Below are 22476 nucleotides of genomic sequence, written 5' to 3' on the forward strand. Positions count from 1 at the left end.
AATGGCTACCTGGCTTTTGCCCGACAACATGGCAGACATCCTGCCGCAGCAGATGCGTGTGCTCGAAAAAATGCGCAGGACGTGTCTGGATCTTTTCGCGTCTCACGGCTTTGAGCAGGTTGAGCCGCCGATGATTGAGTTTGTCTCGTCGCTTTTGACGGGAAGCGGCAGCGACCTTGACAACAACACCTTTAAGTTCATGGACCAGGCCAACGGCCGCATGGTGGGCTTAAGAGCCGACATCACGCCGCAGATTGCGCGCATTGACGCGCATATTCTGAACAGCACCGGGGTGAGCCGCCTCTGCTACGCCGCAACCTGCCTGCACGCCAGGCCTCTGCATCCGCTTGCGTCCCGCGAACCCTTTGTGGCCGGGGCCGAACTTTTCGGCTGCTCGGGCGAAGAAGCCGACCGCTACATGATCCGGCTTGCCGTGAAGACGCTGCGGCTTTTGGGGGTGGAAAAGGTCCACGTCGATATCGGTCACACCGCGATTGTCCGCGCGCTTTTAGCCGCTGACCGCGCGTTAAACGAAGAAGAACTGCATGCGCTTTTACGCGCGCTCCGTATGAAGGATCCGACGGCTCTGGAAAGTGCGGCCGCAACTTTAAAGCCCGCGACGCACGCGGCGCTTTCTGCGCTTCTGACGCACTTCGGGGACGCTTCCGTCATTGATGAACTCGAGAAACTGCTGCCCGCCTCCGGGGCCGTGCAAAAGGCCCTGGCCGAAGCACGGGAACTCGGGAAAACGTGCGGCGCGGACGAAGTGAGTTTTGACTTCTGCGACGTGCACGGCTATCAGTACCTCACCGGCGCCACCTTCTCGGTGAACATACCGCAATATGCTCAGGCGGTTTTGAGAGGCGGGCGCTATGATGGAGTCGGTCTGGCGTTCGGCCGGCCGCGGCCGGCCTGCGGTTTTACCGTGTATCTGCGGGAGCTTTCCGCCGTTTTGAATGCCTCGGAAAAGGACATTCGGCCCGAAGCAGTGCTCGCGGATGCAACGGTTACGGACAAGGACTACCGGCGCGAGGTTGAAAAACTGCGCGCTTGCGGCAAAATTGTGATTTCGCTGTTGCCCAGGGAGAGCCCCTTGGCGGCGGCCGAACGTTTTACTTTAACGCACGAACTCGTGCGGGGTGAGGGCTCGGTTGAGCTCAGGGTCATCAAGCCCCGCCGTTAGGAGCAACTGAATATGTCAAAGAACGTCGTGGTGGTCGGCGCCCAGTGGGGTGACGAGGGTAAGGGTAAGATTGTCGACTGGCTTACCGAAAAGGTGGACGGCGTTGTTCGCTTTAACGGCGGCCATAACGCAGGCCATACGCTTGTCATCAACGGCAACAAGACCATTTTGCGTCTGATTCCCTCGGGCATCATGCATCCGACGTCTCAGTGCTACCTCGGTAACGGTGTTGTTCTGAGCCCGGAAGCTTTCTTCCGTGAAATCGATGAATTAAAGAGCCACGGCGTGGATGCCGAACCCCGCCTGCATGTCTCGGGTAACTGCCCGCTCATCATGCCGTACCATATTGCGCTCGATCACGCGCGTGAAGCGGCTCTCGGGTCTAAGAAAATCGGCACTACGGGCCGCGGCATCGGTCCGGCCTATGAAGACAAGGTCGCGCGCCGCAGCGTGCGTGTCGCTGACCTCTATCAGCCGGCCGTGTTTGCCGAGCGTGTCCGTTCGATTCTCGAACTGCACAACTTCGTTCTGAAAAATTACCTCAAGGCCGAAGCGCTTGATCCCCAGAAGGTGATCGATGACGCGCTTTCCTACGCCGACCGTCTCGCTCCGATGGTCAAAGACGTCTCAGCGGAACTGAACCGCGCCATGGACGCCGGTAAGCAGTTCCTCTTTGAGGGCGCCCAGGGTTCGATGCTTGACATCGATCACGGGACCTATCCCTTCGTTACGTCGTCCAATACGGTGGCGGGTTCGGCAAGCGCAGGTGCGGGCGTCGGTCCTCAGCGTCTCAACTACATTTTGGGTATCACCAAGGCCTACTGCACCCGTGTGGGCAGCGGCCCCTTCCCGACGGAACTTGAGGACGCCGTCGGAGAAGAACTCCGCAAGAAGGGCAACGAATTCGGTGCCGTGACGGGGCGTCCGCGCCGCTGCGGCTGGTTTGACGGTGCCGCACTGCGCCGTGCCGTGCAGATTAACGGTCTCACGGGGCTTGCCGTCATGAAGCTTGACGTCTTTGACGGTATGGAGAAGGTAAAGCTTGCCGTGGGTTACAAGGTTGACGGCCAGGAAGTTGATCTCATGCCTTACGGCGCTGACGCTGCCGCCCGCTGCGAACCGGTTTACGAAGAATTCCCGGGCTGGAAGGAAAGCACGTTCGGCGTGACGCGCTGGGAGGATCTCCCTGAATCGGCCCGCCGGTATCTGAAGCGCCTCTCCGAAGTCGCCGGCTGCCCGATTGCCCTTGTTTCCACGGGCCCCGACAGAAGCCAGACGATTCTCTTGGATAACCCGTTCGCGTAACTCAGCTAAAATACTAAGTTATGACTCGCACAGGCGGTTCTGATTTTGGTCGAACCGCCTGTTTTTCAATAGCGGGCCGCCTGTTTTCTTTTGACTGCACGCACTATGCAACACGATCATATTGACTGGAACCAATACCGCGATCTCTGCGAACGTCTTGTCGCCCGTGTGGGCGCAAGCGGCTGGGAGTTTGACTCGCTTCTGTGTCTGGCCCGCGGCGGCATGCGCCCTGGCGACATCTTCAGCCGCGTCTACAGTAAGCCCCTGGCGATCATGACGACGAGTTCCTACCGTGAAGCCGCAGGTACCGTGCAGGGGGATCTCGATATCGCCAAGTACATCACGGGCGTGTCGGAGTTAAAGGGAAAGCTTCTTTTGGTCGACGACCTCTGTGACTCGGGCGCCACGATTAAAAAGGTGGTGGAACACTTAAAGCGCAACTACCCGCAGATCACCGAAATCCGTGTGGCCGTCATTTGGGTGAAGGCCTGCTCGGTGTTTCATCCGGACTACTCGGTCGTTCAGTACACCGACAGCCCCTGGATTCATCAGCCCTTTGAGTGCTACGACGACATCGGCATTGAAAAGCACCTCGCCAACTGCCGCGCCAAGTTCGGCGACGCGCTCTGACCGGTTGCTCGGTTGAAAAAAAAGCCCTGTTCGAGATCGTCGGCAGGGCTTTTTGCTGTTTGTCTACTGCGTGAGTTCCCGCGAGAAGTCGGTGTTTTTAATAAGCGCAATGAGTGTGTCGGCAATCGCGGCATCCTCTTCAACCACAAGGGCGTTGATCCCTTCGGGTTCGGTGTCGCTCGCAATTGCTAAGACCGCCAATTCAATGCCGTGCCCGGTGAGCGTTTTCTCGTGAGGGATGAAGAAATCCTCAGGGAAGTCGCCGTCGGTGATGATAAGAAGGAGTTTTCTCTCGCTCTCCACGGCGTCCATCTGGTCGCGGGCCCAGTCAATCGCTTCAGCAATCGGCGTTGCGCCCCAGGAGGAAAGCGGTGCAAAGCGCCGGATAAAGTCTTCGGCAGTGACGGCTGCGTCAGCCGTCAACGGCAGAATGTCCGTTTTGTTGGGGCCGGGAAAGGCTGCGGCAGTGACGGTGATGCCGTTCACCTTTTTTGCGGACCGGTAAATGAGGGCGACGGCCGCTTTGGCCGAGGAGAGTCGCTCCACACCCATGGAACCGGAGCGGTCCAAAAGCATCATGAGGTGTCCCGAGGGCTTTTTTACGGGCGTTCCCCGTTTGGCAAAAAGCCGGGGTTCTTTTAAAAGGATGTCAACGGGCGCGTCCTCGGTGAGGTCGTCACCGTCCAAAGCGGCGTCCGTGTCATCGGTTTCCGCGGGCCCGGAAAAAAGCGCTTCAAACGCGTTTCTGAGCTTTTCAATTTCCTCAAATTTTCCGTAAAAGCTTTCCGTGAAAAGCTTCTTTTCCTCGGGGGTGTCCACGTCCGGTTCAACGGCGTCGGGGTCTGCCACGCGGTAAAGCGCCTCCTGCACATGCGGCAGACTGCCGCGCGCGGGCTCCTCAGAGGCTGCGCCTTCCAGACAGTGCGTGTGGCCGCTTCCGGTGTGCTGTGCAGTAAGCAGTGTTTTGGTAAACCGCGCCTTGGCGGGGTTTTGTGCGGCACCTTCCTGAGTTGCCTGCGGGGCCGCAGTGAGTTCAGCGCGCACCGTCTTTTCAATGCTCTCGGCAAGCGCCATGACGGCGGCGGTGTCGGCAAGATTTCCGGCGTCCTGCGCCTCATTGAGAACGCGGTCAAGAAGCGCGGACGGCAGGTGCTTTGCGACTTCCGCCCTCAGAAGGTCTTTGAACTTCACGGCCCAGTCCATCTTTTCCCGGGCCATGAGTTCGGCATGAAGCCACGTGCAGAAAAGCGCTGCGGGCGGCAGGTCCTTGTAGGAAGCGGCCGCCAGACGCCCGTTTTCCTCAAGTTTTTCCGCGAGACAATTGCGCCAGACGCCGTAGAGGCGGTTAAGCCGCATGCCGTAGGTGTCGATGCGGACGTCTTCCAGGACGTTGATAAGCCCGGCGGTGAGTTCTGTTTTCTCTTTGGCGGCAAAAGCGCTCATATCCGTCTGCGTGACGTGCATCATCTCGTGGATGCCGTGGCCGAGCGCAAAGGTTTCAAAGCTTTCATCATCGGGATCGAGGTTTCCGAGCCAGACGGTTTTACCGTCGGTCTTAGGGCTTTCCGAAAAAGAAAACGTGACGTCATAGCGCCCGAGTATGCTCTTTAAAGCCTCAACAACGCCTGCGCGGCGCTCCTCGGGCGTTGCATCGGGATCACGGAAAATCTGCGGCATATAAGCCAATCCTGAGCCGGGCTCTGTCAGGGGGCTTCAGGGTGACATACGTACCCGCGGCCCCGGGTTAATGAAACAGACACGCAGAGCGATGTGTGTTAACCTGCGCTACGTGTGAGAAAGGTCGGGGTTGACGGAATCGGCTGAGGGCTTTAAAAACCGGCAGCCGCGCTTTTGGGTCGATACAAACGCCGGATACGAAAAAACCCTTGTTGCCAAGGGTTCATTCGGAACAGGATTTTTGAGATTTGGTGCCCAAGACTGGACTCGAACCAGCATGCCTCACGGCGCTGCGACCTGAACACAGTGCGTCTACCAATTTCGCCACTTGGGCAAAAATCCTGAGACGCGTATTATGCCGAAGATTTTCCGATTGTCAAATTAAAAACGAATGGCTCAGACAAAAACGAAAAAGAAAACGCCGCAGGCGGCCGGGCTCGAAATCATCAAACCCCGCAAGCAACGCGGCAGCAGCGATGAGGCTCTGATTGTCTCGCGTATCTGCTTTGTGCTCTGGCAGGCAAAAGACGGGGTGACTCTGGCGGACATGAGCCGCACGACCGGGTTTGAGGCCGAGTCGCTTAAGACATTTGCAACTGAAAAAGACGGTCTCTGGTACATGGACATGCCCTTTGTGGGCTACGACCGGGAAAAGAATCAGTTTTTCCGCAAAGAAGGCTGGCGCTGGTTTACCGCAACGGTGAGCAACGTTTCTGACCACGTGCTCATTGAAAATGACCGAGGTGAGCGAGTGGACTGCGAGACGCTCCTTGACGTTTGCGAGAACATGCTGCCGGGCGACAGGGTACTTGCCTGTGAGGCTGACGGACGCACGGATACCGTTTGGATTGCCGCCCTTCTTGAGCAGCCCGCAAGACGTTATATCTGCCCCCTGGACTATCTGGACCTCAGGAAAAAAGCCTTGAAGTCCCTGAGACCGGTGAGCCGTTTTTTCACCATGGCTTCCATCGATCTGGACAAACCCTGGCAGGTGCCGGGCGGCAGGGACGTAAAAATCCAGGTTGAAACCGATCCGCGACCGCTGGGTTTTACCGGCACACCCACCGGACACGTGGTGAAGGTGATTGAAGACGCGGACACGTCTTCGGGTGAGCTTGAGGTGGCGCTTGCCAAATACGATCTGCCGCACATTTTTTCTGAGGCGGTCGTTAAGGAAGCCGAGGCTCTGCCCTCAGACCCCGGTGCCGAAGAGGCCGATGAGCGCATCGATCTGCGCGACATCGGCTTTATGACGATTGACGGCGAAGACTCCCGAGACTTTGACGATGCGGTGTGGTGTACGCCGGAGAAATCGGGCTGGCGCCTTTTGGTCGCAATTGCCGACGTCAGTCACTATGTCACTGAAGGCTCGGCCCTTAATAAAGAAGCCTTAAAACGCGCCACGAGCGTCTACTTTCCGAGCTGCGTCATACCGATGCTCCCCGAGAAGTTAAGTAACGGGTTGTGTTCCTTAAATCCCGGCGTAGACCGCGCGGTTTTGGTCTGCGACATGATGGTGGGTACGGACGGCCTGGTGTCGGCTTATCAGTTTTATCCGGCACTCATTCACTCGCACGCAAGGCTCACCTACACCGCCGTGTGGGCGGCACTGCAGGGAAAAAGTGACGATCTCATCGGCCGCGGCGGAAGCCTTGAAGATATTAAGGCGCTTTACGACCTTTATAAGGCCTTTCGTGCCGCGCGCGTCAGACGCGGTGCAATTGACTTTGAGACGACGGAAACGCAGTTTGAGCTCGACGAAAAGGGCCTCATTAAAGCCATTCACCGCAGAGACCATAACGACGCGCACCGCCTCATTGAAGAGTGCATGCTCGCGGCCAACGTCTGTGCCGCGGACTTTATCGGCCGCAAAAAGGCGATGTCCTTATTCCGGATTCATGAGCCGCCGGCCGCCGATAAGCTTGCGGCATTACGTGCGACGCTTTCCTCGATGCATCTGAGGCTCGGGGGCGGCGATAAACCCGGGGCGGCTGACTTTGAAAAGGTGCTTGCAAGCCTTAAGGAGAGCCCGGTGAGCGACGTCGTGCAGGCCGCCATGCTGCGCTCCATGCAGCGCGCGGTCTACAGTCCCGACAACTGCGGACACTACGGTCTCAATTACCCTGCCTACACGCACTTTACGTCGCCCATTCGCCGCTATCCGGACCTTCTCGTGCACCGCACGATCCGTGCGCTTTTGTCGCGCCGCAAGTATTCGCCCGTCTTTGAAGGGGATTTCACGCGGCTCATGGACGGCTTTAACGGCCGCAAACTCACGCGGGAAAATGCAGAGCGCGCCCAAAACCGTGAGACACCGGTTGCTGCGCGCCAGGTAAAGCAGCTTGAAGCCTGGCGTGAGTTGGGGCTCATCTGCTCTGCGGCCGAGCGCCGTGCCGATGATGCTTCGCGCGAAGTTGTCAGCTGGCTTAAATGCCGCTACATTTCGCAGTTTTGCGGAAAGTCCTTTGAAGGGACCGTCACGGGCGTTATTGCCGCAGGGCTTTATGTGACGCTTGATGATCCTTACGTCGAAGGCTTCGTGCACGTCTCAAAGATCGGCCCCGACTACTACGAGTTTGATGCCTCGGAAAACACCATGACCGGGCGCAGCGGGCGCGAGAAGTTTTATATCGGTAAACGCGTGAAGGCCACGGTCGAAAGCGCTGACACCGAAACACTGCGCGTGGACTTTACGATCTATACCGGGGAAAGAGAGGGCTTTGGTTCGCGCGGATTCGGGCGCCGTCGGTTTGACGACTGGGATTTCGACGACGATGACGACGACGGAGACGACTGGTCAAGCTTTCGGGAAGACTTCGACTTTGACGAGGACTTTCCCAAGCCCCGTAAAAAACGCAAGAAAAAGAATAAGAACAAAAACAAAACCGTAGCTAAATAAAGCGAGAAAAAATCATGAGTAAGCAGGTCGTTCTGGCAGGTTTTCATGCCGTTAATGCCCGGGTGAGATTAAAGCCCGAGAGTGTGAAGGTGGTTTATGTGGACGCGCAGCGCCGCGACAAGCGCATGCATGAGTGCTGCGCGCGGCTCAATAAGTCCGGCATCAAGGTTGTGCAGGCCGATGCCAGAAGGCTCGACGGCCTTGCGCCTGATCTGCCGCATCAGGGTGTGGTGGCTCTCGCGGACGAAATCGTCAATACGCTCACCTTTGATGAGCTGCTTGACAGCATCACCGATAAGACACTGCTTCTGATTCTTGACGGCGTCACCGATCCCCGTAACTTCGGCGCCTGCCTGCGTGTCGCGGACGCCGCGGGTGTGCAGGCGGTTGTGGCGCCCAAGGACCGCTCGGCCTCTTTTTCGCCGGCAGCGGCCAAAGCTGCCGCAGGCGCCTGGGAAACAGTGCCCGTTGTAAGCGTCACCAACCTTGCCGCAAGCATTGTGGAACTTCGGGAAGCGGGCGTACTGGTGGTGGGAACGGCCGGAGAAGCGGAAAAGTCGATTTATGACTTTGACCAGAAGCGCGCCTTTGCCTGGGTGCTCGGTGCCGAAGGCGAGGGGCTACGACAGCTCACCCGCAAGAGGTGCGATGAGCTTGCGAAAATCCCGATGCTGGGGACCGTGGAAAGTCTCAACGTCTCGGTGGCAAGCGGCATCTGCCTGTTTGAGACCGTGCGGCAGAGAACGCAGGCAAAATAACGCCTGAGCGTTGCCGGGCTTACGGGCCGTCCCTTCGGGGGCGGCTTTGCTTCGTAGCGGTCAAAGCCCCGCAGGCCGAGGAGGGCTTCGCCCGTGTTGAGCGGCTCATCGGGTCCGGCGCGGCCGTCCCCATCAGAATGATCGACCTACCGTAAAGGCGCGCGAGCTTAACCGCTTGCTCAAGCGCACCCCACACCTGAAGCCGCCGAAACTCTTTCTCCAAGAGCTCTGAGGTGTCGGCATCGATGTCCCACTCCACGCCCGCCGAGACCATGTCGGCGGCGTAGAGGTCACAGACCTTGCGGGCGATCCAGTTCGTCCGGTAGAGCTTTTTGAGCTGATCCTGCGAGAGCGGCTGGCGCGACTCCATTGTGGAGCCGGGCGCCCCGGGCAGAGACGCCATGAAGCTCGCGGCATTGACGCGCTTGGCGGTCACGTGGCCGAGAAATCGGTTTAAAACATCTTTCGCTCCCATACTGAGCTAGCTCCTGTTAACAACGGCTCAACGCCGTAGCGCAGGCTGTCCATACTGTGGCTGAAATCGTGCTCGGGCTTGTCGGTCGGATGTCCGTCCCGATCCTTCGCCCAGGCATAGTTCTGAATCTCGTGCGCCACGTTCTCGCAGTCCGGATGCACCACGACGTGCACGCCTTGGAGCCGCTGAATGCCGTAGCGCACGCTGTCCTGACCCTTTGCGGCCGGCACTGCATTGATGCCGGCAGACCTGAGCTCCTCAATGCTTTTCGGTTCTGCGCTGTTGCAGGTGACCTTCTCGCGTCTGAGGCCGAAGCCTTTGATCCGGGCGGCAAGCGCTTGATTCGTGAGCCCGCGCTCGTAAATCTCCCAGGCCAAAAAAACGGTCTTTGGGGCCGGATCGTAGAAGCCGCCCACAAACGCAGTCGGATCGGTGAAGCCGAAGTCCACGCCGTAAAAGGCTTTAAGGTCGCGCCGGCTCTTCATGGCCTCGCGGTCAAAGCTCACGATCTTCGCATCCGGATAGATCAAGCCCTCCGCGATATCCCATTCGCCCAGACCTTCGATCCGGTAGCGTCTAGGGAAGTTGACCCGGAGGTCCTCAAAAAGCGCCCAGTCCTTGTCGTCTAAAAACTCATTGCAGAGGTACGTGGTCGTGAGCGCCGTCACCTCGGGGTTCGGCTTGTCAAAAAAGCGGCGTTTTCCCCACCACGTCTCGCTCCAAGGATTGAGCGTCAGGACGATCTCTTTCCACAGACCCGCCGGCACTTGGCCGCGGATGCTGAGATCGAGCTTATTAAATTCGGCTTCGCTCTCAAGCTGAGAGGCTTCTTCGCACCACACCCAGCAGAGCACGCCTTGGGCCACCGTGACGGACGTCACCTTCTGGCCGTCGTCGAGGCCCCGGAAAAGGATCTTCTGCCCGGTGCTGATCCGGACGATCTCAAGCGGGCTCACAGTCGCGCGCCAGTCGCTGTCAAAGCCGAGTCGGTGAATGGCCCACTCAAGGTCAGCAAAGCACGAGTCGCGGAGAGATCGGGCGTAGCGCCGGATCACAAGGGCATGCGCCTCCGGGTGGCTCATGAGGTTGACGATCAACCTCAGGGCGGTTGTCTTCGATTTCTTCGAGCCGCGCGAGCCTTTGCATACCAGGTAGCGCGTCCGGCTGCTACCATGCTTCACTCTTTGAGGTCGTTGACGATGGACACTGTCTGAGGCTGTGTCACCGTCGAATTGACGTTGATCTTCTGCTTTTCTGAGAAGCGTTGCGGGTTGAGGTTCGCGGCACTGCGGGTGTCTTCTCTCATGGCGACGTTCAGACCTTCGACCACGCCTTTAGGGATTTCGATGCCCGACTTGACTGCGGCCTCCACAATGTCGATGAGACGGGTGGCGCTCTGACGCCGTCTCTCATCGTAGACGTCCGCACCTCGCGCGCGCCCGCGCTGTCTTGTCGAAACACTCGGGATGCTCGTCCTGCCATCCCCAGACCGTGCTTCGATGGGGCATTCCCCTCATCTTGCTGATCTGGTTGATCGACTTGCCTTCGGCAAGCAGTTCGCAGAGCTTGTCTGCGAGCTCTTTCGTGTACTTGGTGGGCCGTCCGGTCTTACGCTTTGCGGCCGGTTTCTTCTTTGCGGTTGCCATTGCGTAGCCCAATAAAAAAGGCCGGATAAACCGGTCTATATTTTACATTATTTGCTTTGCTTTTTAAGCCCTTTATGTACAATACTATCTCATAAAGGAGGTGAGATATGTGGATCTGAAAGTAAAAGGCATAACGGCCGAAGCTGATTTAAATCTCGTGTTTATCAGGCTCAAGATCAGAATCAAGCTAAAGCCAAAGCCAAAGCGGGAGGCATCCACAAACCTCACCGTCCAAGGAGAAGTATATGTATTACGGCATCAAAGTTGTCAAGTCCCCTGATCGGGATGTTTTCGTTGTCACCTGCCGCGATCTTCCTGAATGCACTTACGAGGATCCGACACTGGAAGGAGCTGTCACGGCGGCCGCTCAGTGCGTCCCGGGAGTGATGGAGCTTCTGTACCGTCAGAAGCGCCGCGCCATCCCGCTGCCTAGCCCGCTTCAGGACGGGGAGACGCCGGTTTACATCCCGGCTCGCGTGCAGGCGAAAATTCTGTTCTGGAACTACATGGTCGAAAACCGTTACCGGGTCGCAGACATCGCCCGCATGAACAACATCACACAGACTCAGGCTCAGCGGTATGTTGATCTGTCCAAAGACAAGGCCAGCATAGAGGCGATAGAAGAGGCCATGAGCAAGCTCGGGTTCCGATTGTTGCTGACGCTTGAAAAGGAGCCGTGACCAACAAAAAAGCCCGCTTCCTTGGTGGATCGGGCTTTTCTCTTGCTGTTTCTTTCAGGTATGCCAAAGGTGCCTTTTGGGCACCTTTAACTCGCTCAACTGATCACACAGCTTCAAATTTTGCAACCGCATTACCCACCGCAGGTGTGTGTAGATTTTTGTGTCTAGCGCGGGTTTACGGTTGAGCTTGTTGGCTCGCTAACAGGGGTATTTAACCCCAGGTACTTCGGGGCTGTCAAGCCGCCCCCATGGGGGCGGCTATGCAGCGGCGCGCCGCTACCGGAAAAATCGCAGTTTCGCCTCCTTAAGTTGTAACACTGCAACTGCTATGCTGAAACACTGTTTCAGTACTCCGCGGCTATTAAGCCTGCCCAGCGGCAAATCACTCACCGTACATGGCTGCAAACACCGGCATGGCTTCACTCCAAGCACGAACAGGCAGCTTCCATTTTTCCATAATGCGCTGAAGTGCCAAGTAAATCAGCTTCTTGGCGGATTCTTCATGCGGAAACAAGGTTCGAGTTTTGACTACCTTCCGAACGCCACGGTTGAGAGCCTCAATACTGTTGGTCGTATACAACATGCAGATCTTGTCTGCGAGCTCTTTCGTGTACTTGGTGGGCCGTCCGGTCTTACGCTTTGCGGCCGGTTTCTTCTTTGCGGTTGCCATTGCGAGACCCAATAAAAAGCCGCAGGATTTTCCTGCGGCTGTATGCGTCCGGGTGACTAGCGCCTGAGAGGCCCCGAATACAATAAAAATACACTGGCTGTTTGATTTTTTAAAACAGTTGCTGTGTAATTATTCCATAAACAAAAGGAGGTGATGACATGTGCAAGTGGTAATTAAAAGCTTCTCAGCCACGGTTAATCTCGGGATTGTCAAGTTCAAGATTAGCCGCAAGGTGAAGGAGAAAAAGCGGAAACCGAGTAACCGCTCTAAGAAATCTCGATAAAACCACCTCCCCCGCAAGGGGGAGGCCTACCACACGCACATCATCGCCTCCAAGGAGGATTATATGTTTTACGGTGTCACGATCAAACAGTTGTCCGGCGGGTCGTTTGAGGTTTCCTGCCGTGACATCCCCGATTACAAGGCCGAAGCAGCGACGCGTGAAGAAGCCGACAAACTTGCTGCAGACTTTGTTCCCGCGTGCATGATGCTGTTCTATCGTCGTAAAAAGAAGGCCATCCCGCTGCCGTCAAAGGTTCGGAAAGGCGAGGAGCCTTACTACATGCCGGCCAAGGTTCAGGCAAAAATCCTGCTCTGGAACTACATGGTCAGCGAAGGCCTGCGCATTACCGATGTGGCAAAAAAACTTGAAATATCCTTTACGGCCGCGTCGCGATTGGTTGACTTGGTAAACGACGTTGCCAGTGTGGACGCCGTGGAAGCCGCGATGCTCAAGTTGGGGAAGTCTTTCACGCTGACGGTTGAGTAAGCCGGATCAACAAAAAAAGCCCGCATCCATGGTGGATCGGGCTTTTCATTTCTGTATTTCTTTCGGGTATGCCAAAGGTGCCTTTTGGGCACCTTTTACTCGCTCAACTGATCACACAGCTTCAAATTATGCAACCGCATTACCACCGCAGGTGTGTGTGGATTTTTGTGTCTAGCGCGGGTTTGCGGTTGAGCTTGTTGCCTCGCTAACTGGGGTATTTAACCCTAGCCTGCGGTCGATGCGCTTGCCGTCAATCGTCACCCGGGCGACGTAATACTGCCTGCCCTTGGACGTCTTTATGCAAAGGTTCGGAATGGTTGATTTCATAGAAATTCCGCGAGGAAACCCGCGTCTTCAGACGCGGGAGGAATCGCGGTCCTCCTTTCTCAGTTCGGTTAAAAACGTCTTTCGCTTCTCAAGAAGCGAAAGTTTCTTGTAGGAAATACCGGCAGAAATCTTTGTACCGTCCAGACGGCGCACCTCGAATGCACCCGAGGAGCGTCTGCCAAAAATAAAGCCGACTTCCCCTTTGCACAGCACCTTGTCAAAGAGCCTGAAGCCGTGCACTAGGTACGGAGCCTGATGGCGCTTGCGCACACCGCCTTTGAGAATCGTCAGCTTGTGGATTTGGCGATTGTGGCGGCGTGTCTGTTTCTGAAACAGGTATTCGCCCCGACGTTTTGCGTCGAGGACGCCAGCAATGCAGAAAGCGTCCGCGCAATGCGTCTTCGGCAAGCCCGCGACGATGCGCTTGTGTTTGGTCAGATACCCGTAGGTATTCGTGACAGGTAATTCGGGATGGCGCTCGCGCAGGCGGTTGAGCACCGTCCAACGCATGAGGCCCATGAAAGTCTCTGCCCTGAAAGAAGCGCCGCGCCGGGGACTGAACTGCTTCAACTTGCCTGCGTGATACGCCTTGTGGCACGCCTCGCACAGCGTGATGAGATTGCCCGGCGCGTCGCCTCCCGTTTTCCGGCTCTCAATGTGATGCACGTTGAGAATCAGATCTTTCGATCTGCCTTTGCAGGCTTGGCAAACGTGACCGTCGCGGAACAGCACATATTCGCGTACGTTCCAAAAGCCAAGCTGCTCGCCCTGCTGATAGTCCGTGCCTTCGACTTCGGGATCCTTGATCTTCTGAATGTCGAAGGATGCGGTTTCAATCACGATTTTGGTGATCGGAAGCACTCGGCAAACCGCTTCAATGCGCGATATGTGCGCCTGAATGCGGTTCTCCACGGACGGCGCAAGCCAGCCCTTGTGCTTCGATCGAACGCGGTTGTCGAAGCGTGGTGCGCGGTAGCGCGTCTTGCGGTTGCGTCGGGCGCGGCGAAGTGCCAAGCGATCCGAGAGCAAGCCCGTCACGTCCTGCCGCAGTTCGACCTCAGAAGCCAACAACTCTTCCTTGGCGGTCGTTGCGCTCAGGCCGACGTGCTTGTAGCCCGCATCCACACCCAAGGTGATCGGCTGCTTGGTTTCGCCCGTCGGCACCGTCAGTTGAATCACAAAGGGCGTTCGGCGCACAGGCACGGCCTTCCCGGCCCGAAGGAGCTTACGCGCCTTGGGCGGGGAGCACGGCATGAGCGGTTGCCCGCGCATATTCAACACAAAAACTTTCAAAGTGTTCTCCATTGACGGATACCTCACGGGCTCCGTCTGCTCGACCTTGCGGTCGGTGGTGATCCTTCGCCAATGTTGGAAGGGGTTTGTTGTCTGAAGCACCGCTCCTACCTCTCAGAGCTTTTAACCGCAGACCGCAGAGCGCGGGACTAGGATCGACATCCCGCGGTGCCTGTTTGCGTCCCGTCTTGCGACGGAACGGATTCCCAACCAACGGAGTCCGTCCGAAAACGGACTGAGGCTAGTCAACCAAGACTTGTTGCCAAGCCTCTGACTTCAGTCAGGGGTAGTTGACTGTGTCTCCGGACGGTTTCCCACAAAAAGAGCGCTCCTGACGCTGTTTCCCACGCGTTTTGGTTTCCCACACTTTTTTGACTTTTGGGGAAAGTGTGGGAAAAGTTTCCCCAAACGCGTGGGGAATACTGGGATTCGAGGTCTATTTTATGGGAGATTATGAGACACGATGACACACGACGAAACAGATCGGAAAATCGTCGGAAGGTGCGCCGGTGTTGGAAAAGGCGCGGAAGGCGCATAAAACAAAGGCCCGCGAGTCGCGAGCCTTTTTCATTAGATGGCGGAAGGGGAGGGATTCGAACCCTCGATACGGTATAACCGTATACCGGATTTCGAGTCCGGCGCATTCGACCACTCTGCCACCCTTCCGCACAGTGGTTGTCCCAAAGAGGACAGAACGCGCATGATAGCAAAAGAGCGGCGAAAAGAGAAACGCCGTTTTCGGAGGGGGTGGTCTTTGCGCAGGGAGACCGATGCAGGAGGCAAGAGTCCGGTTGTTTCAGAACCAGGATTCGGCGGAGAAGGAGGGATTCGAGCCCTGTGGAAATGACGCCTTCGGCGAGGTTTCCCCACACAGTTTCCCCGTCGATTTCCCCAGCGGATACAAAAAAATCGTCCCCCGCAGGCATAAAGCCCGCGGGGTTTTTGCAAAATAGGGTAGGTATTTTCAGAAAACCCTCCCGGGGTTTTAGCGCTTCCAGGACGGCTGCCCGGTCGGCGTTGAGCCCTCCGACCATGCGGCCGCCTTCTTCAAGAAGGCCTGCACTCTCTGCAAGAAGCCGGCGACATTCTGCGACTTGTCGCTCACAAGAGACGCAGGCACTGCCGGCGCCGGCGGGCACTCCACCACGGCCTGCGCGTAATCGGCTTTAAGGCGCTCGATGTCCGCTGTGCGCAGAGCGTCAGCAAAGACGTATCCGGCGCCGAAGACGACCACGCCAGCAGCGAGGTAGAGCCACTTTGTCATCAGAAGAACAAATGACCGAGCCAGAGGCCGATGAGGAAGGTCACGACCGACACGGTCGCCCAAAAGAGCCTGCACTTCCGGCGCGTCTCTGTGTCCATTTTTGCCTTCTCGGCCTTGAGTTTTTCATAGGCGTCACGCGTGAGGTCTTCGGCCTTCACGCCGATTTTCTTAAGCCAGTTCTGAAAGTCTTCGCTGTGCATGGCGTACTCCTTGAAAAAAATAAAAACGTATTTGAGGATCTCAGCCGTGGTCATTTTTTGCAGTTGTCCCAGCGAGCTTTGAAGCCTCTCGCGTCAACATGGACAAAGCTGTCATAAAGCCCCACTCCGCCGTCAGCGTTAAGTTCTAAACAGAGATCCTGAAGTGCCGGGAGGTCTTCCTGATGCTCCGGACGGATGTCAGCCGCGAGGCCCCGGACGTGGTAAGAGTTCTCCACGCCGCCAACGGCTCGGTTGTGCTCCGGCGAGCGATAAGCGCTGTTGACAATAATCGGGCGGCCCCATGCCGTGCGGATCCGGTTCAATAAAAAGAGCAGTTCTGATCTGACCTGCTGCTCCCCGAACGGAGAGCGCTGGCCGTCCTTGCTGGCGAGCTCCTTTGTGTCAAAGTATCTGATTTTCATTTTTGTAAAGGTCCTTCTTTCGGCTTGTCGCCGATCTTTTCAACTGATTCGTCCAGCCGAGTGTTGATCTGTTTTAGTGCCTTGCGGATGATCGGAGGGATGCAGCCGCCGAGATCCATCCGATCGAGGTTCTCGATGATGCTCATGAGCTCGGTGAAGACGTAGGCCGCGATGACAATGCCCTGGAATACGGCGAGATAGCCCAGCGTGTAGGCAAACTGCACGTCAAGGCCGTGCGCAAAGCCCACGACAACAAACATCAGGCCCTTTTTCAAAAGCCCATGCGACACGATCCGGCTCTCAAAGTCGCGTTTGACGAACGCGGCCGACATGCCGGTCAAGAGGTCTGCGGCGACAAAGATCGCGAGCCAAATGATGAGCGGCTTGGTATCGAGCCCGAAAAAAACGAAAGGCCGCCGGTGAGTGCGCCCACGGCAGCGGCTAGTATTTTCTCTGTGCCATCAGGCAAAAAGTCCGGCGTCATGTGCATCCTCTCCAGCATAGATCACCCGTTTCGGCCCGAGCCCTTGAGCGGGTGAAAGTAAAGCCAATGCTGAGCATTGAACGGCTTGACGCCCCAACACTTCCAACCGATCCCAAGTCGCACACACTTCCATACCCCGAAAATCTTGTAGTGGTGCACAAAGTAGAACTGCCACGCGATCAACTTCGCCCCACGGTAAACATTCCACCGACACCACCCGCTGATGCCCGTCCGATCCCCGATCTTCGGGTCGCCGAAGATGGCCACGTAGTCGGCCGCCTTTACGCTGATGCCGAGCACGTAAATGTGGAATCCGTACGCCGTGTTGCGGAACAACCACGCCGTCCGTCTCGCCCACGCCCAAAACCACCCGTCTCGCGGCCATCGGGCGCGGTGGCCTTCGTCCCCGTCGCAACTGTTGTCGGGGGGCTGAAACCACCACAGCCAATGCGGCAACCACCCGTCTGAACGCACAAAAAAGGCAAGAATCGGCGCACCGACCTTGCCCACGATTTCCATTAAAAAAGACGGCAACAAAAAAAGGCCGCCCACTTCAAGTACAACATGACACCTCCAAAATCATTACGCGTGTAATATTTTTTGTTGACAACGCAGGCAAATTGTTTTACGCTTCGAGTCAGCTACTAAAGGAGAGCTCGGTCAACTACCCCTGACTGAAGTCAGAGGCTTGGCAACAAGTCTTGGTTGACTAGCCTCAGTCCGTTTTCGGACGGACTCCGTTGGTTGGGAATCCGTTCCGTCGCAAGACGGGGCGCAAACAGGCACCGTGGGATGTCGATCCTAGTCCCGCGCTCTGCGGTCTGCGGTTAAAAGCTCTGAGAGGTAGGAGCGGTTCTTCAGACAACAAACCCCTTCCAACATTGGCGAAGGATCACCACCGACCGCAAGGTCGAGCAGACGGAGCCCGTGAGGTATCCGTCAAAAATGTTTTTAACTGAACTGAGAAAGGATGGCCGCGATTCCTCCCGCGTCTGAAGACGCGGGTTTCCTCGCGGAATTTCTATGACCACTCTCAAGCGTCATCCAACTCAAGAGTATTCAAACTTGACTGTCAAAAAGACGCTCAAGGCTCTAGGGATCTCTGACTCTTAAGTAGCTAGGGCGGGGTGGTCTCCCGCCCGTCCCGCAATTCATGCCTCGACAGATCGAAAAAGGTTTTGCTATGCGCTACTTGTTCCCATGTGAATGCGAAATTGACTCGGAAACCGGGCGCTACGTGTTGTCATGTTATTCTCCGTCGGCTGTCGCCGAAGGGAACACGTTGCAAAAAGCAAAAGAGGAAATGCAAGATTTGCTCTTGCTAATCCTGGGAGATTGCATTCAATTCCACGAAAAATTCCCAGGACCGGCTCCCCTTTCTGGAAAAAGGAAAGAGGAAGTCGTGACCTTTTCTCATCTCCAAACTCTCAAGGTCCAATTGATTAACGCGATGGTGGAGAAGAATTGGCGGCCTGTGGATTTGGCAACCTCAATGCACATCACTCGTCAGGAAGCCTCAAGAATCCTCTCTCCCCGAGCTCCGACCAAGTTTGAGACAATCGCCGAAGCTCTTGAAGTTCTTGGTTACAGGCTTGACACTACAGCGGTTCCTGTCAACAACACAACAAAAAGAACATTGCGTAGAGCTTGTGCATCCGCCAATCTATTGAGCCTTTAAGCAACACGCTTTCGGTGTAAGTCGGATGACTAATACTCAATTGATAAAAGAAGGGAAAATAAAGAAATCAAACCATCTTCAGCGTGAGTGCTGAGAACACCTGCAGCGCCCCTTTGTAGCGGCGCAAAGTGCCGCGGGAGCGGAGACCGCGCTTTTTAGCTTTTGCTTTGGTGTTGCCCTTTAGTCACGCCGTTGATTGAAAAAGGAAATTCTGTCCCTTTTCTTTGTATGTTTTTTGCTTTTCAGTGTTAATGTTGAAAGCGTTACAACAATTTCCCGTGGGGATGGGCTATGTCGATCCAGATTTCGGACAAAAGTTTTGAAGGTTTTAAGCAGGCATACGCGACGTTGAGCGCGGCCGTGACGAAGTTCCAGGCACAGGCCGAAGGTGCCGGCGGTAAGGTCGGCACAATCCTTACGCAGGAAATCTACGACACGGCCCGTCAGATGCTCGAAGCCGGTGCGGTGCTTGCACAGGAAGCAACGGCCAAGGTCGCTGACGTCGTTGCGGAAGTAACCGGCGCGAAAAAGCCCGCCGCGAAGAAAGCCGCAAAGCCGGCAGCTGCCGCCAAAAAGCCCGCAGCCAAGGAAGCTGCCCCGGCGAAGAAAGCTCCGGTGAAAAAGGCTGCCGTGAAATCTGCTCCCAAGAAAGAAGAAGCCGAAAAGCCCGCTGCGAAAAAGGCTGTGAAGGCCCCGGCAAAGAAGGCTGCAGTAAAGCCCGCAGCTAAGGCCGCCGCAAAGAAGGCCCCCGCCAAGACCCCGGCCAAAAAAGCCGCTGCCAAGCCCGCCGCGAAGACTGTGAAGGCGGCACCGGCAAAGGCCGCGAAAAAGCCCGCGGCAAAGCCTGCTGCCAAACCGGCCGCCAAGAAGGCAGAGGTGAAGAAGGCGCCTGCTGCAAAACCCGCCGCCAAGAAAGCGGCTCCTGCAAAGAAGCCCGCAGCCAAAACGGCGTTAAAGGCTCCTGCCAAAAAGGCTGAGATTGCCAAGAAGCCGGCCGTAAAGGCTCCCGCTAAGAAAGCAGAGGCTAAGCCCGCCGCAAAACCCGCAGCCAAGGCCCCCGCCAAGAAGGCTTCCGTGAAAGCCGCTAAGCCTGCAGCCAAAAAGCCCGCAGCCAAGAAGGCCGCTGCGAAAAAGTAACTCCGTGTTCTCCTTGAGTTAACACGAAAAGCCGGAGAAAGACGCGCCTTTTTCTCCGGTTTCTTTTTGGCAGGCCGCATGCTACCGCGCTGTTTGGCGTAACGCCGCCTTTGCTCTACAATCTGTCCGCCTGCGTTGAAAGAAACGTCGGGCCGGCCGGGCGGCAGAGTCTGCTCCCGTCATGCACAGCTTTGCGTCCCCGCTGCGGGGAAAACCGCACTGTGCTTGCGGCATGAGGCCGAAATCCGGCGGAACCCTTGAGATTTTTCCGCACACTTTCCTATTTTGTGAGCAAACACTGCGCCCGGCGCAGTCTCAACCGTTTGTTTTCGTGAATCCGGCAAATAATCCCGGGCTTGTGATCGAAGCTGCGCTTCTGACGAGCCCCAGGCCGCTCAGCACGGCTGAGCTCGCCCGCTTGTTTGAAAACCGCTATACGCAGGACAGAATCCTGACGGAGGTGGGTAAGCTTGCCCTTTTCTGGCAGGACAGGGGCTTGCGCCTTCTTGAAACGGCGGAGGGCTGGCGTTTTCAGAGTGCACCGGAGGTCGGCGAGTATCTCGTCAGGCTTTCTGAAGAAAAGGCGCCGAAGTACACGCGTGCGGTGATGGAAACGCTTGCGATCATTGCCTACCGGCAGCCTGCCACGCGCGGTGATATTGAAGAAATCCGCGGTGTGACCGTGAACCCCAATTCCTTGAGACAGCTCGAAGAGCGCGGCTGGATTGAAGTGATTGGCCACAGAGAGTCGCCGGGGCGTCCGGCACTTTTTGCCACCACCGCACAGTTTTTAAATGATCTCGGCTTAAAAAGCCTTGATCAGTTGCCGCCCTTACAGGGCGAAGAACCCAAAGTCGAAGAATTTGAACTGGACTTTTCGGACAAGAATAAAAAGGCGGACGAACAAAAGACGCCTGAACTGCCGCTTGCCGAAGAGAAACCGCTTTTAGCCGACGAAGGTAAAAAAGATGCCTGAATCTAAAAAGTCAGTCGAAGTTTCTGAAGCCGCATCCGCGGCTGTTACGCCCGAAGCGGACGAAGCCTCCGCAAAACCCGTGAGGCGCCGCCGTACGGCCGTGAAAAAAGCCGGGGTGCCCGAAGCGGCCCCTGAAAACGCGCCCAAAAAGCGCACGGTCCGAAAGTCCGTGAAAAAGACGGCGGAAACGAAGGCGGCTGAAGCGGATAAGGACGCCCCGGAAGCTGTGCCGGCAGAGGCGGAAACGGCAGAGGTTAAGCCCGCCGCCAAAAAGCGCACGGTGCGCCGTAAGAAGACAGAGACCGTAGCGGCGGAGACTGCCGGGGGAGCACCGGCTGATGCCGCGCCTTCTGAGGCTGCCGCCGAAGCGGTTGCGGCTGAGGAAGTAAAGCCGGTTGCCCGCAAGCTCCGAAAGGCTGCGTCAACCGGCACCCGTAAGCCCCGCACAAAGGCGGCGGTGACGGAGACGGAGAAAACTGTTGCGGTTGCTGACGTGCCCTCTGAAGAGGAAGTCTCCCCGGCGGCCGCAGCGCCCCAGGCGGTTTCTGAGGACGATCCTCAGGCTGAACTTCCGGCTGAGGCCCTTCAAATGCCGGCCGCTTCTGACGAAGAGACGCTTACCCGCGGCATGATGGCCGACAATGTCTTTGACCCCCGCGTTTTTAAGCGCGGTAAGGCAGCGGCAAAAAAAGCGCTCATTGCGCAGAGTGAAAAACTGCAGAAGGTTCTCGCCGACTGCGGTCTCGGAAGCCGCCGCGACATGGAGCAGTTAATTCTTGAGGGCCGGATTTCTGTGAACGGCGAACCCGCCCATCTCGGACAGCGTGTGCTTCCCGCCGACATCGTGCGCGTGAACGGCCGTATTGTGAAAAAGGCCGAAAGCGCAGGCGGCGGCAAGCGCGTGCCGCGAGTGCTTGTCTACCATAAGCCCACCGGTCAGATTGTCAGTATGGACGATCCCCAGGGACGTCCCACGGTGTTTGACAACCTTCCTAAGATCAGCCACGGCCGCTGGATTGCGGTGGGGCGTCTGGACTTTAATACCGAGGGGCTGTTGCTTTTTACCAACAGCGGTGATCTTGCCAACCGTCTGATGCATCCGCGCTACGCGATTGAACGCGAATACGCGGTGCGCACCGCGGGAACACTCACTGAAGAAGGCCGTGAGGCGCTTTTGTCGGGCGTGGAGCTCGAAGACGGGCCCGCGGCATTTTCTGAATTGACCGACAAGGGCGGCGAAGGGCTCAACCACTGGTACCTTGTGCGCATCAATGAAGGCCGCAACCGTGAAGTGCGCCGCATGTTTGAAGCGGTGGGATTGACGGTGAGCCGCTTGATCCGCGTGCGTTACGGCGCAGTGCAGTTGCCGAAGGACCTTGCCAAGGGCGCTACGCGAGAACTTGCGGGCGACTGGGTGAAGGCCTGGGTAAGCGACCTTGAGGCGCAGGGCGCAACGGCCAATCCCAGGCAGGGCGCCAAGCCCTTTCATAAGGGAAATAAACCCAAGGGCGGCAACCCCCTTAATAACGGGGGCTTTAAAAAGAAACCCTTCGGCGGCAAACCCCGCAATAAGGGAAAAAGCTGGCAGCCCGATTCGATGACCAGTACCGTGGACTATATAGCGAGCGGCCGTCTCGACGGTGCGCAGAACGTTTATTCCCGCGGCTTTGCGGGGCGTCCCTCGGCCTACGGCGATCAGCCGCAGTCGCAGTACAAAAACCGCGGCGGCAACCGCTCCGGCCAGCATCAGGGCGGAAGGCGCAATTTCCGTAACCGCGGTTAACCGGAAAGCGTTGGCTGAAAAACACGGAAAAACAGCGCTTCGCTGTTGAAAAAACAACAAAAATCCGTATAATGCGCCCCGCACGGAGACGTCGGGGCGCATTTTTCATGCGGCCGCGGCGGTCTTCACAAAGCGCCGCTCGGTTTTCAGAAGCTGAGCGGTCCGGCACGTGGCCCCGTTAAGGGGACGCGCGGCGGCGCAAAGAGGCGTTTCCCGGTGA

General features: G+C 57.0%; 21 protein-coding genes, 2 tRNA genes and 2 pseudogenes. 11 read left to right on the plus strand and 14 right to left on the minus strand.

Features of this window, described 5'->3' with window-relative positions; genetic code table 11:
- Window position 1: 1 nt before the first annotated feature.
- The 3 genes from NXF97_RS09610 (at window position 2) to NXF97_RS09620 (ending at window position 3118) form a co-directional block, all read left to right on the plus strand.
- On the plus strand, window positions 2–1183 hold the full coding sequence (locus NXF97_RS09610) for an ATP phosphoribosyltransferase regulatory subunit (RefSeq protein WP_274955824.1): 1182 nt from the start codon (window positions 2–4) through the stop codon (window positions 1181–1183).
- A 12-nt stretch (window positions 1184–1195) separates the two neighbouring features.
- The gene (locus NXF97_RS09615; RefSeq protein ID WP_022373716.1) at window positions 1196–2488 is read left to right on the plus strand and encodes an adenylosuccinate synthase; all 1293 of its coding nucleotides are present in this window, start codon (window positions 1196–1198) and stop codon (window positions 2486–2488) included.
- 105 nt (window positions 2489–2593) lie between these two features.
- The gene (locus NXF97_RS09620; protein ID WP_022373715.1) at window positions 2594–3118 is read left to right on the plus strand and encodes a phosphoribosyltransferase; all 525 of its coding nucleotides are present in this window, start codon (window positions 2594–2596) and stop codon (window positions 3116–3118) included.
- A 63-nt stretch (window positions 3119–3181) separates the two neighbouring features.
- Here the strand turns inward: NXF97_RS09620 and NXF97_RS09625 are convergent, their stop codons facing one another.
- Together NXF97_RS09625 and NXF97_RS09630 are read right to left on the minus strand one after the other, a co-directional pair.
- Window positions 3182–4795 carry a vWA domain-containing protein gene (locus tag NXF97_RS09625; protein WP_274955825.1) on the minus strand — a complete coding sequence of 538 codons (1614 nt, stop codon included), beginning with the start codon at window positions 4793–4795 and terminating at the stop codon, window positions 3182–3184.
- A gap of 249 nt (window positions 4796–5044) precedes the next feature.
- A tRNA-Leu gene (locus NXF97_RS09630) sits at window positions 5045–5129 on the minus strand.
- Between the two features lie 57 nt (window positions 5130–5186).
- On the opposite strand from NXF97_RS09630, the gene NXF97_RS09635 reads away from it, so the two are divergent.
- Both NXF97_RS09635 and rlmB read left to right on the plus strand, forming a co-directional pair.
- Window positions 5187–7694, plus strand: a complete 2508-nt coding sequence (locus tag NXF97_RS09635) for a ribonuclease R family protein (RefSeq protein WP_274955826.1) — start codon at window positions 5187–5189, stop codon at window positions 7692–7694.
- Window positions 7695–7708: 14 nt separating this feature from the next.
- The gene (rlmB, locus tag NXF97_RS09640) at window positions 7709–8452 is read left to right on the plus strand and encodes a 23S rRNA (guanosine(2251)-2'-O)-methyltransferase RlmB (protein WP_074009031.1); all 744 of its coding nucleotides are present in this window, start codon (window positions 7709–7711) and stop codon (window positions 8450–8452) included.
- Between the two features lie 19 nt (window positions 8453–8471).
- Here rlmB and NXF97_RS09645 read toward each other — a convergent pair whose 3' ends face one another.
- From NXF97_RS09645 to NXF97_RS09660, 4 genes are all read right to left on the minus strand, one after another.
- Complete coding sequence (locus NXF97_RS09645; protein ID WP_274955827.1) at window positions 8472–8927, minus strand: anti-CBASS protein Acb1 family protein; 456 nt, start codon at window positions 8925–8927, stop codon at window positions 8472–8474.
- Window positions 8906–10108, minus strand: coding sequence for a PBSX family phage terminase large subunit (locus NXF97_RS09650; RefSeq protein WP_274955828.1), 1203 nt, complete (start codon window positions 10106–10108; stop codon window positions 8906–8908). The genes NXF97_RS09645 and NXF97_RS09650 overlap by 22 nt, the downstream gene beginning before the upstream one ends.
- The gene (locus NXF97_RS09655; RefSeq protein WP_274955829.1) at window positions 10105–10233 is read right to left on the minus strand and encodes a hypothetical protein; all 129 of its coding nucleotides are present in this window, start codon (window positions 10231–10233) and stop codon (window positions 10105–10107) included. The genes NXF97_RS09650 and NXF97_RS09655 overlap by 4 nt, the downstream gene beginning before the upstream one ends.
- 103 nt (window positions 10234–10336) lie before the next feature.
- On the minus strand, window positions 10337–10573 hold the full coding sequence (locus NXF97_RS09660; protein WP_274955830.1) for a hypothetical protein: 237 nt from the start codon (window positions 10571–10573) through the stop codon (window positions 10337–10339).
- 245 nt (window positions 10574–10818) lie between these two features.
- Here NXF97_RS09660 and NXF97_RS09665 point away from each other — a divergent pair, with 245 nt between their 5' ends.
- The gene (locus NXF97_RS09665; protein ID WP_274955831.1) at window positions 10819–11253 is read left to right on the plus strand and encodes a hypothetical protein; all 435 of its coding nucleotides are present in this window, start codon (window positions 10819–10821) and stop codon (window positions 11251–11253) included.
- Between the two features lie 382 nt (window positions 11254–11635).
- Here NXF97_RS09665 and NXF97_RS09670 read toward each other — a convergent pair.
- Window positions 11636–11836 (minus strand): annotated as a pseudogene (locus NXF97_RS09670) (transposase); the annotation flags it as partial.
- A 433-nt stretch (window positions 11837–12269) separates the two neighbouring features.
- Between NXF97_RS09670 and NXF97_RS09675 the strand changes: the two are divergent.
- On the plus strand, window positions 12270–12692 hold the full coding sequence (locus tag NXF97_RS09675; protein ID WP_274955833.1) for a type II toxin-antitoxin system HicB family antitoxin: 423 nt from the start codon (window positions 12270–12272) through the stop codon (window positions 12690–12692).
- A 354-nt stretch (window positions 12693–13046) separates the two neighbouring features.
- On the opposite strand, the gene iscB is transcribed toward NXF97_RS09675, so the two are convergent.
- From iscB to NXF97_RS10825, 7 genes and pseudogenes are all read right to left on the minus strand, one after another.
- The gene (iscB, locus tag NXF97_RS09680) at window positions 13047–14324 is read right to left on the minus strand and encodes an RNA-guided endonuclease IscB (protein ID WP_274955834.1); all 1278 of its coding nucleotides are present in this window, start codon (window positions 14322–14324) and stop codon (window positions 13047–13049) included.
- Between the two features lie 563 nt (window positions 14325–14887).
- Window positions 14888–14978, minus strand: a tRNA-Ser gene (locus NXF97_RS09685).
- A 319-nt stretch (window positions 14979–15297) separates the two neighbouring features.
- Window positions 15298–15576, minus strand: coding sequence for a hypothetical protein (locus NXF97_RS09690; RefSeq protein WP_274955835.1), 279 nt, complete (start codon window positions 15574–15576; stop codon window positions 15298–15300).
- Entirely contained in the window at window positions 15576–15830 is a 255-nt protein-coding gene (locus NXF97_RS09695; RefSeq protein ID WP_274955836.1) for a hypothetical protein, read from the minus strand. The genes NXF97_RS09690 and NXF97_RS09695 overlap by 1 nt, the downstream gene beginning before the upstream one ends.
- The gene (locus tag NXF97_RS09700) at window positions 15827–16198 is read right to left on the minus strand and encodes a YcbK family protein (protein ID WP_274955837.1); all 372 of its coding nucleotides are present in this window, start codon (window positions 16196–16198) and stop codon (window positions 15827–15829) included. Before NXF97_RS09700 ends, NXF97_RS09695 begins: the two co-directional genes overlap by 4 nt.
- A pseudogene (locus tag NXF97_RS09705) lies at window positions 16195–16587 on the minus strand (phage holin family protein); the annotation flags it as partial. The pseudogene NXF97_RS09705 and the gene NXF97_RS09700, both read right to left, overlap by 4 nt.
- Before the next feature lie 116 nt (window positions 16588–16703).
- Complete coding sequence (locus NXF97_RS10825) at window positions 16704–17234, minus strand: DUF7338 family protein (RefSeq protein WP_423767301.1); 531 nt, start codon at window positions 17232–17234, stop codon at window positions 16704–16706.
- Between the two features lie 631 nt (window positions 17235–17865).
- Here NXF97_RS10825 and NXF97_RS09710 point away from each other — a divergent pair.
- From NXF97_RS09710 to rluB, 4 genes are all read left to right on the plus strand, one after another.
- The gene (locus NXF97_RS09710; RefSeq protein WP_274955838.1) at window positions 17866–18360 is read left to right on the plus strand and encodes a hypothetical protein; all 495 of its coding nucleotides are present in this window, start codon (window positions 17866–17868) and stop codon (window positions 18358–18360) included.
- A gap of 291 nt (window positions 18361–18651) precedes the next feature.
- Window positions 18652–19497, plus strand: coding sequence for a hypothetical protein (locus tag NXF97_RS09715; RefSeq protein WP_274955839.1), 846 nt, complete (start codon window positions 18652–18654; stop codon window positions 19495–19497).
- A 331-nt stretch (window positions 19498–19828) separates the two neighbouring features.
- Window positions 19829–20473, plus strand: a complete 645-nt coding sequence (scpB, locus tag NXF97_RS09720) for an SMC-Scp complex subunit ScpB (RefSeq protein WP_235836722.1) — start codon at window positions 19829–19831, stop codon at window positions 20471–20473.
- On the plus strand, window positions 20466–22256 hold the full coding sequence (gene rluB / locus NXF97_RS09725; protein WP_274955840.1) for a 23S rRNA pseudouridine(2605) synthase RluB: 1791 nt from the start codon (window positions 20466–20468) through the stop codon (window positions 22254–22256). Before scpB ends, rluB begins: the two co-directional genes overlap by 8 nt.
- Window positions 22257–22476 lie beyond the last annotated feature (220 nt).

Source organism: Duodenibacillus massiliensis, assembly GCF_928721995.1.
In the GTDB taxonomy this organism is placed as follows: Bacteria; Pseudomonadota; Gammaproteobacteria; order Burkholderiales; family Burkholderiaceae_F; genus Duodenibacillus; species Duodenibacillus massiliensis.

Excerpts from the sequence above, each read along its gene's own strand:
- NXF97_RS09610 (WP_274955824.1), top strand. The coding sequence starts at position 2 with ATGGCTACCTGGCTTTTGCCCGACAACATGGCAGACATCCTGCCGCAG.
- NXF97_RS09615 (WP_022373716.1), top strand. The coding sequence starts at position 1,196 with ATGTCAAAGAACGTCGTGGTGGTCGGCGCCCAGTGGGGTGACGAGGGT.
- NXF97_RS09620 (WP_022373715.1), top strand. The coding sequence starts at position 2,594 with ATGCAACACGATCATATTGACTGGAACCAATACCGCGATCTCTGCGAA.
- NXF97_RS09625 (WP_274955825.1), bottom strand. The coding sequence starts at position 4,795 with ATGCCGCAGATTTTCCGTGATCCCGATGCAACGCCCGAGGAGCGCCGC.
- NXF97_RS09635 (WP_274955826.1), top strand. The coding sequence starts at position 5,187 with ATGGCTCAGACAAAAACGAAAAAGAAAACGCCGCAGGCGGCCGGGCTC.
- rlmB (WP_074009031.1), top strand. The coding sequence starts at position 7,709 with ATGAGTAAGCAGGTCGTTCTGGCAGGTTTTCATGCCGTTAATGCCCGG.
- NXF97_RS09645 (WP_274955827.1), bottom strand. The coding sequence starts at position 8,927 with ATGGGAGCGAAAGATGTTTTAAACCGATTTCTCGGCCACGTGACCGCC.
- NXF97_RS09655 (WP_274955829.1), bottom strand. The coding sequence starts at position 10,233 with ATGAGAGAAGACACCCGCAGTGCCGCGAACCTCAACCCGCAACGCTTC.
- NXF97_RS09660 (WP_274955830.1), bottom strand. The coding sequence starts at position 10,573 with ATGGCAACCGCAAAGAAGAAACCGGCCGCAAAGCGTAAGACCGGACGG.
- NXF97_RS09665 (WP_274955831.1), top strand. The coding sequence starts at position 10,819 with ATGTATTACGGCATCAAAGTTGTCAAGTCCCCTGATCGGGATGTTTTC.
- NXF97_RS09675 (WP_274955833.1), top strand. The coding sequence starts at position 12,270 with ATGTTTTACGGTGTCACGATCAAACAGTTGTCCGGCGGGTCGTTTGAG.
- iscB (WP_274955834.1), bottom strand. The coding sequence starts at position 14,324 with ATGGAGAACACTTTGAAAGTTTTTGTGTTGAATATGCGCGGGCAACCG.
- NXF97_RS09690 (WP_274955835.1), bottom strand. The coding sequence starts at position 15,576 with ATGACAAAGTGGCTCTACCTCGCTGCTGGCGTGGTCGTCTTCGGCGCC.
- NXF97_RS09695 (WP_274955836.1), bottom strand. The coding sequence starts at position 15,830 with ATGACCACGGCTGAGATCCTCAAATACGTTTTTATTTTTTTCAAGGAG.
- NXF97_RS09700 (WP_274955837.1), bottom strand. The coding sequence starts at position 16,198 with ATGAAAATCAGATACTTTGACACAAAGGAGCTCGCCAGCAAGGACGGC.
- NXF97_RS09710 (WP_274955838.1), top strand. The coding sequence starts at position 17,866 with ATGCGCTACTTGTTCCCATGTGAATGCGAAATTGACTCGGAAACCGGG.
- NXF97_RS09715 (WP_274955839.1), top strand. The coding sequence starts at position 18,652 with ATGTCGATCCAGATTTCGGACAAAAGTTTTGAAGGTTTTAAGCAGGCA.
- rluB (WP_274955840.1), top strand. The coding sequence starts at position 20,466 with ATGCCTGAATCTAAAAAGTCAGTCGAAGTTTCTGAAGCCGCATCCGCG.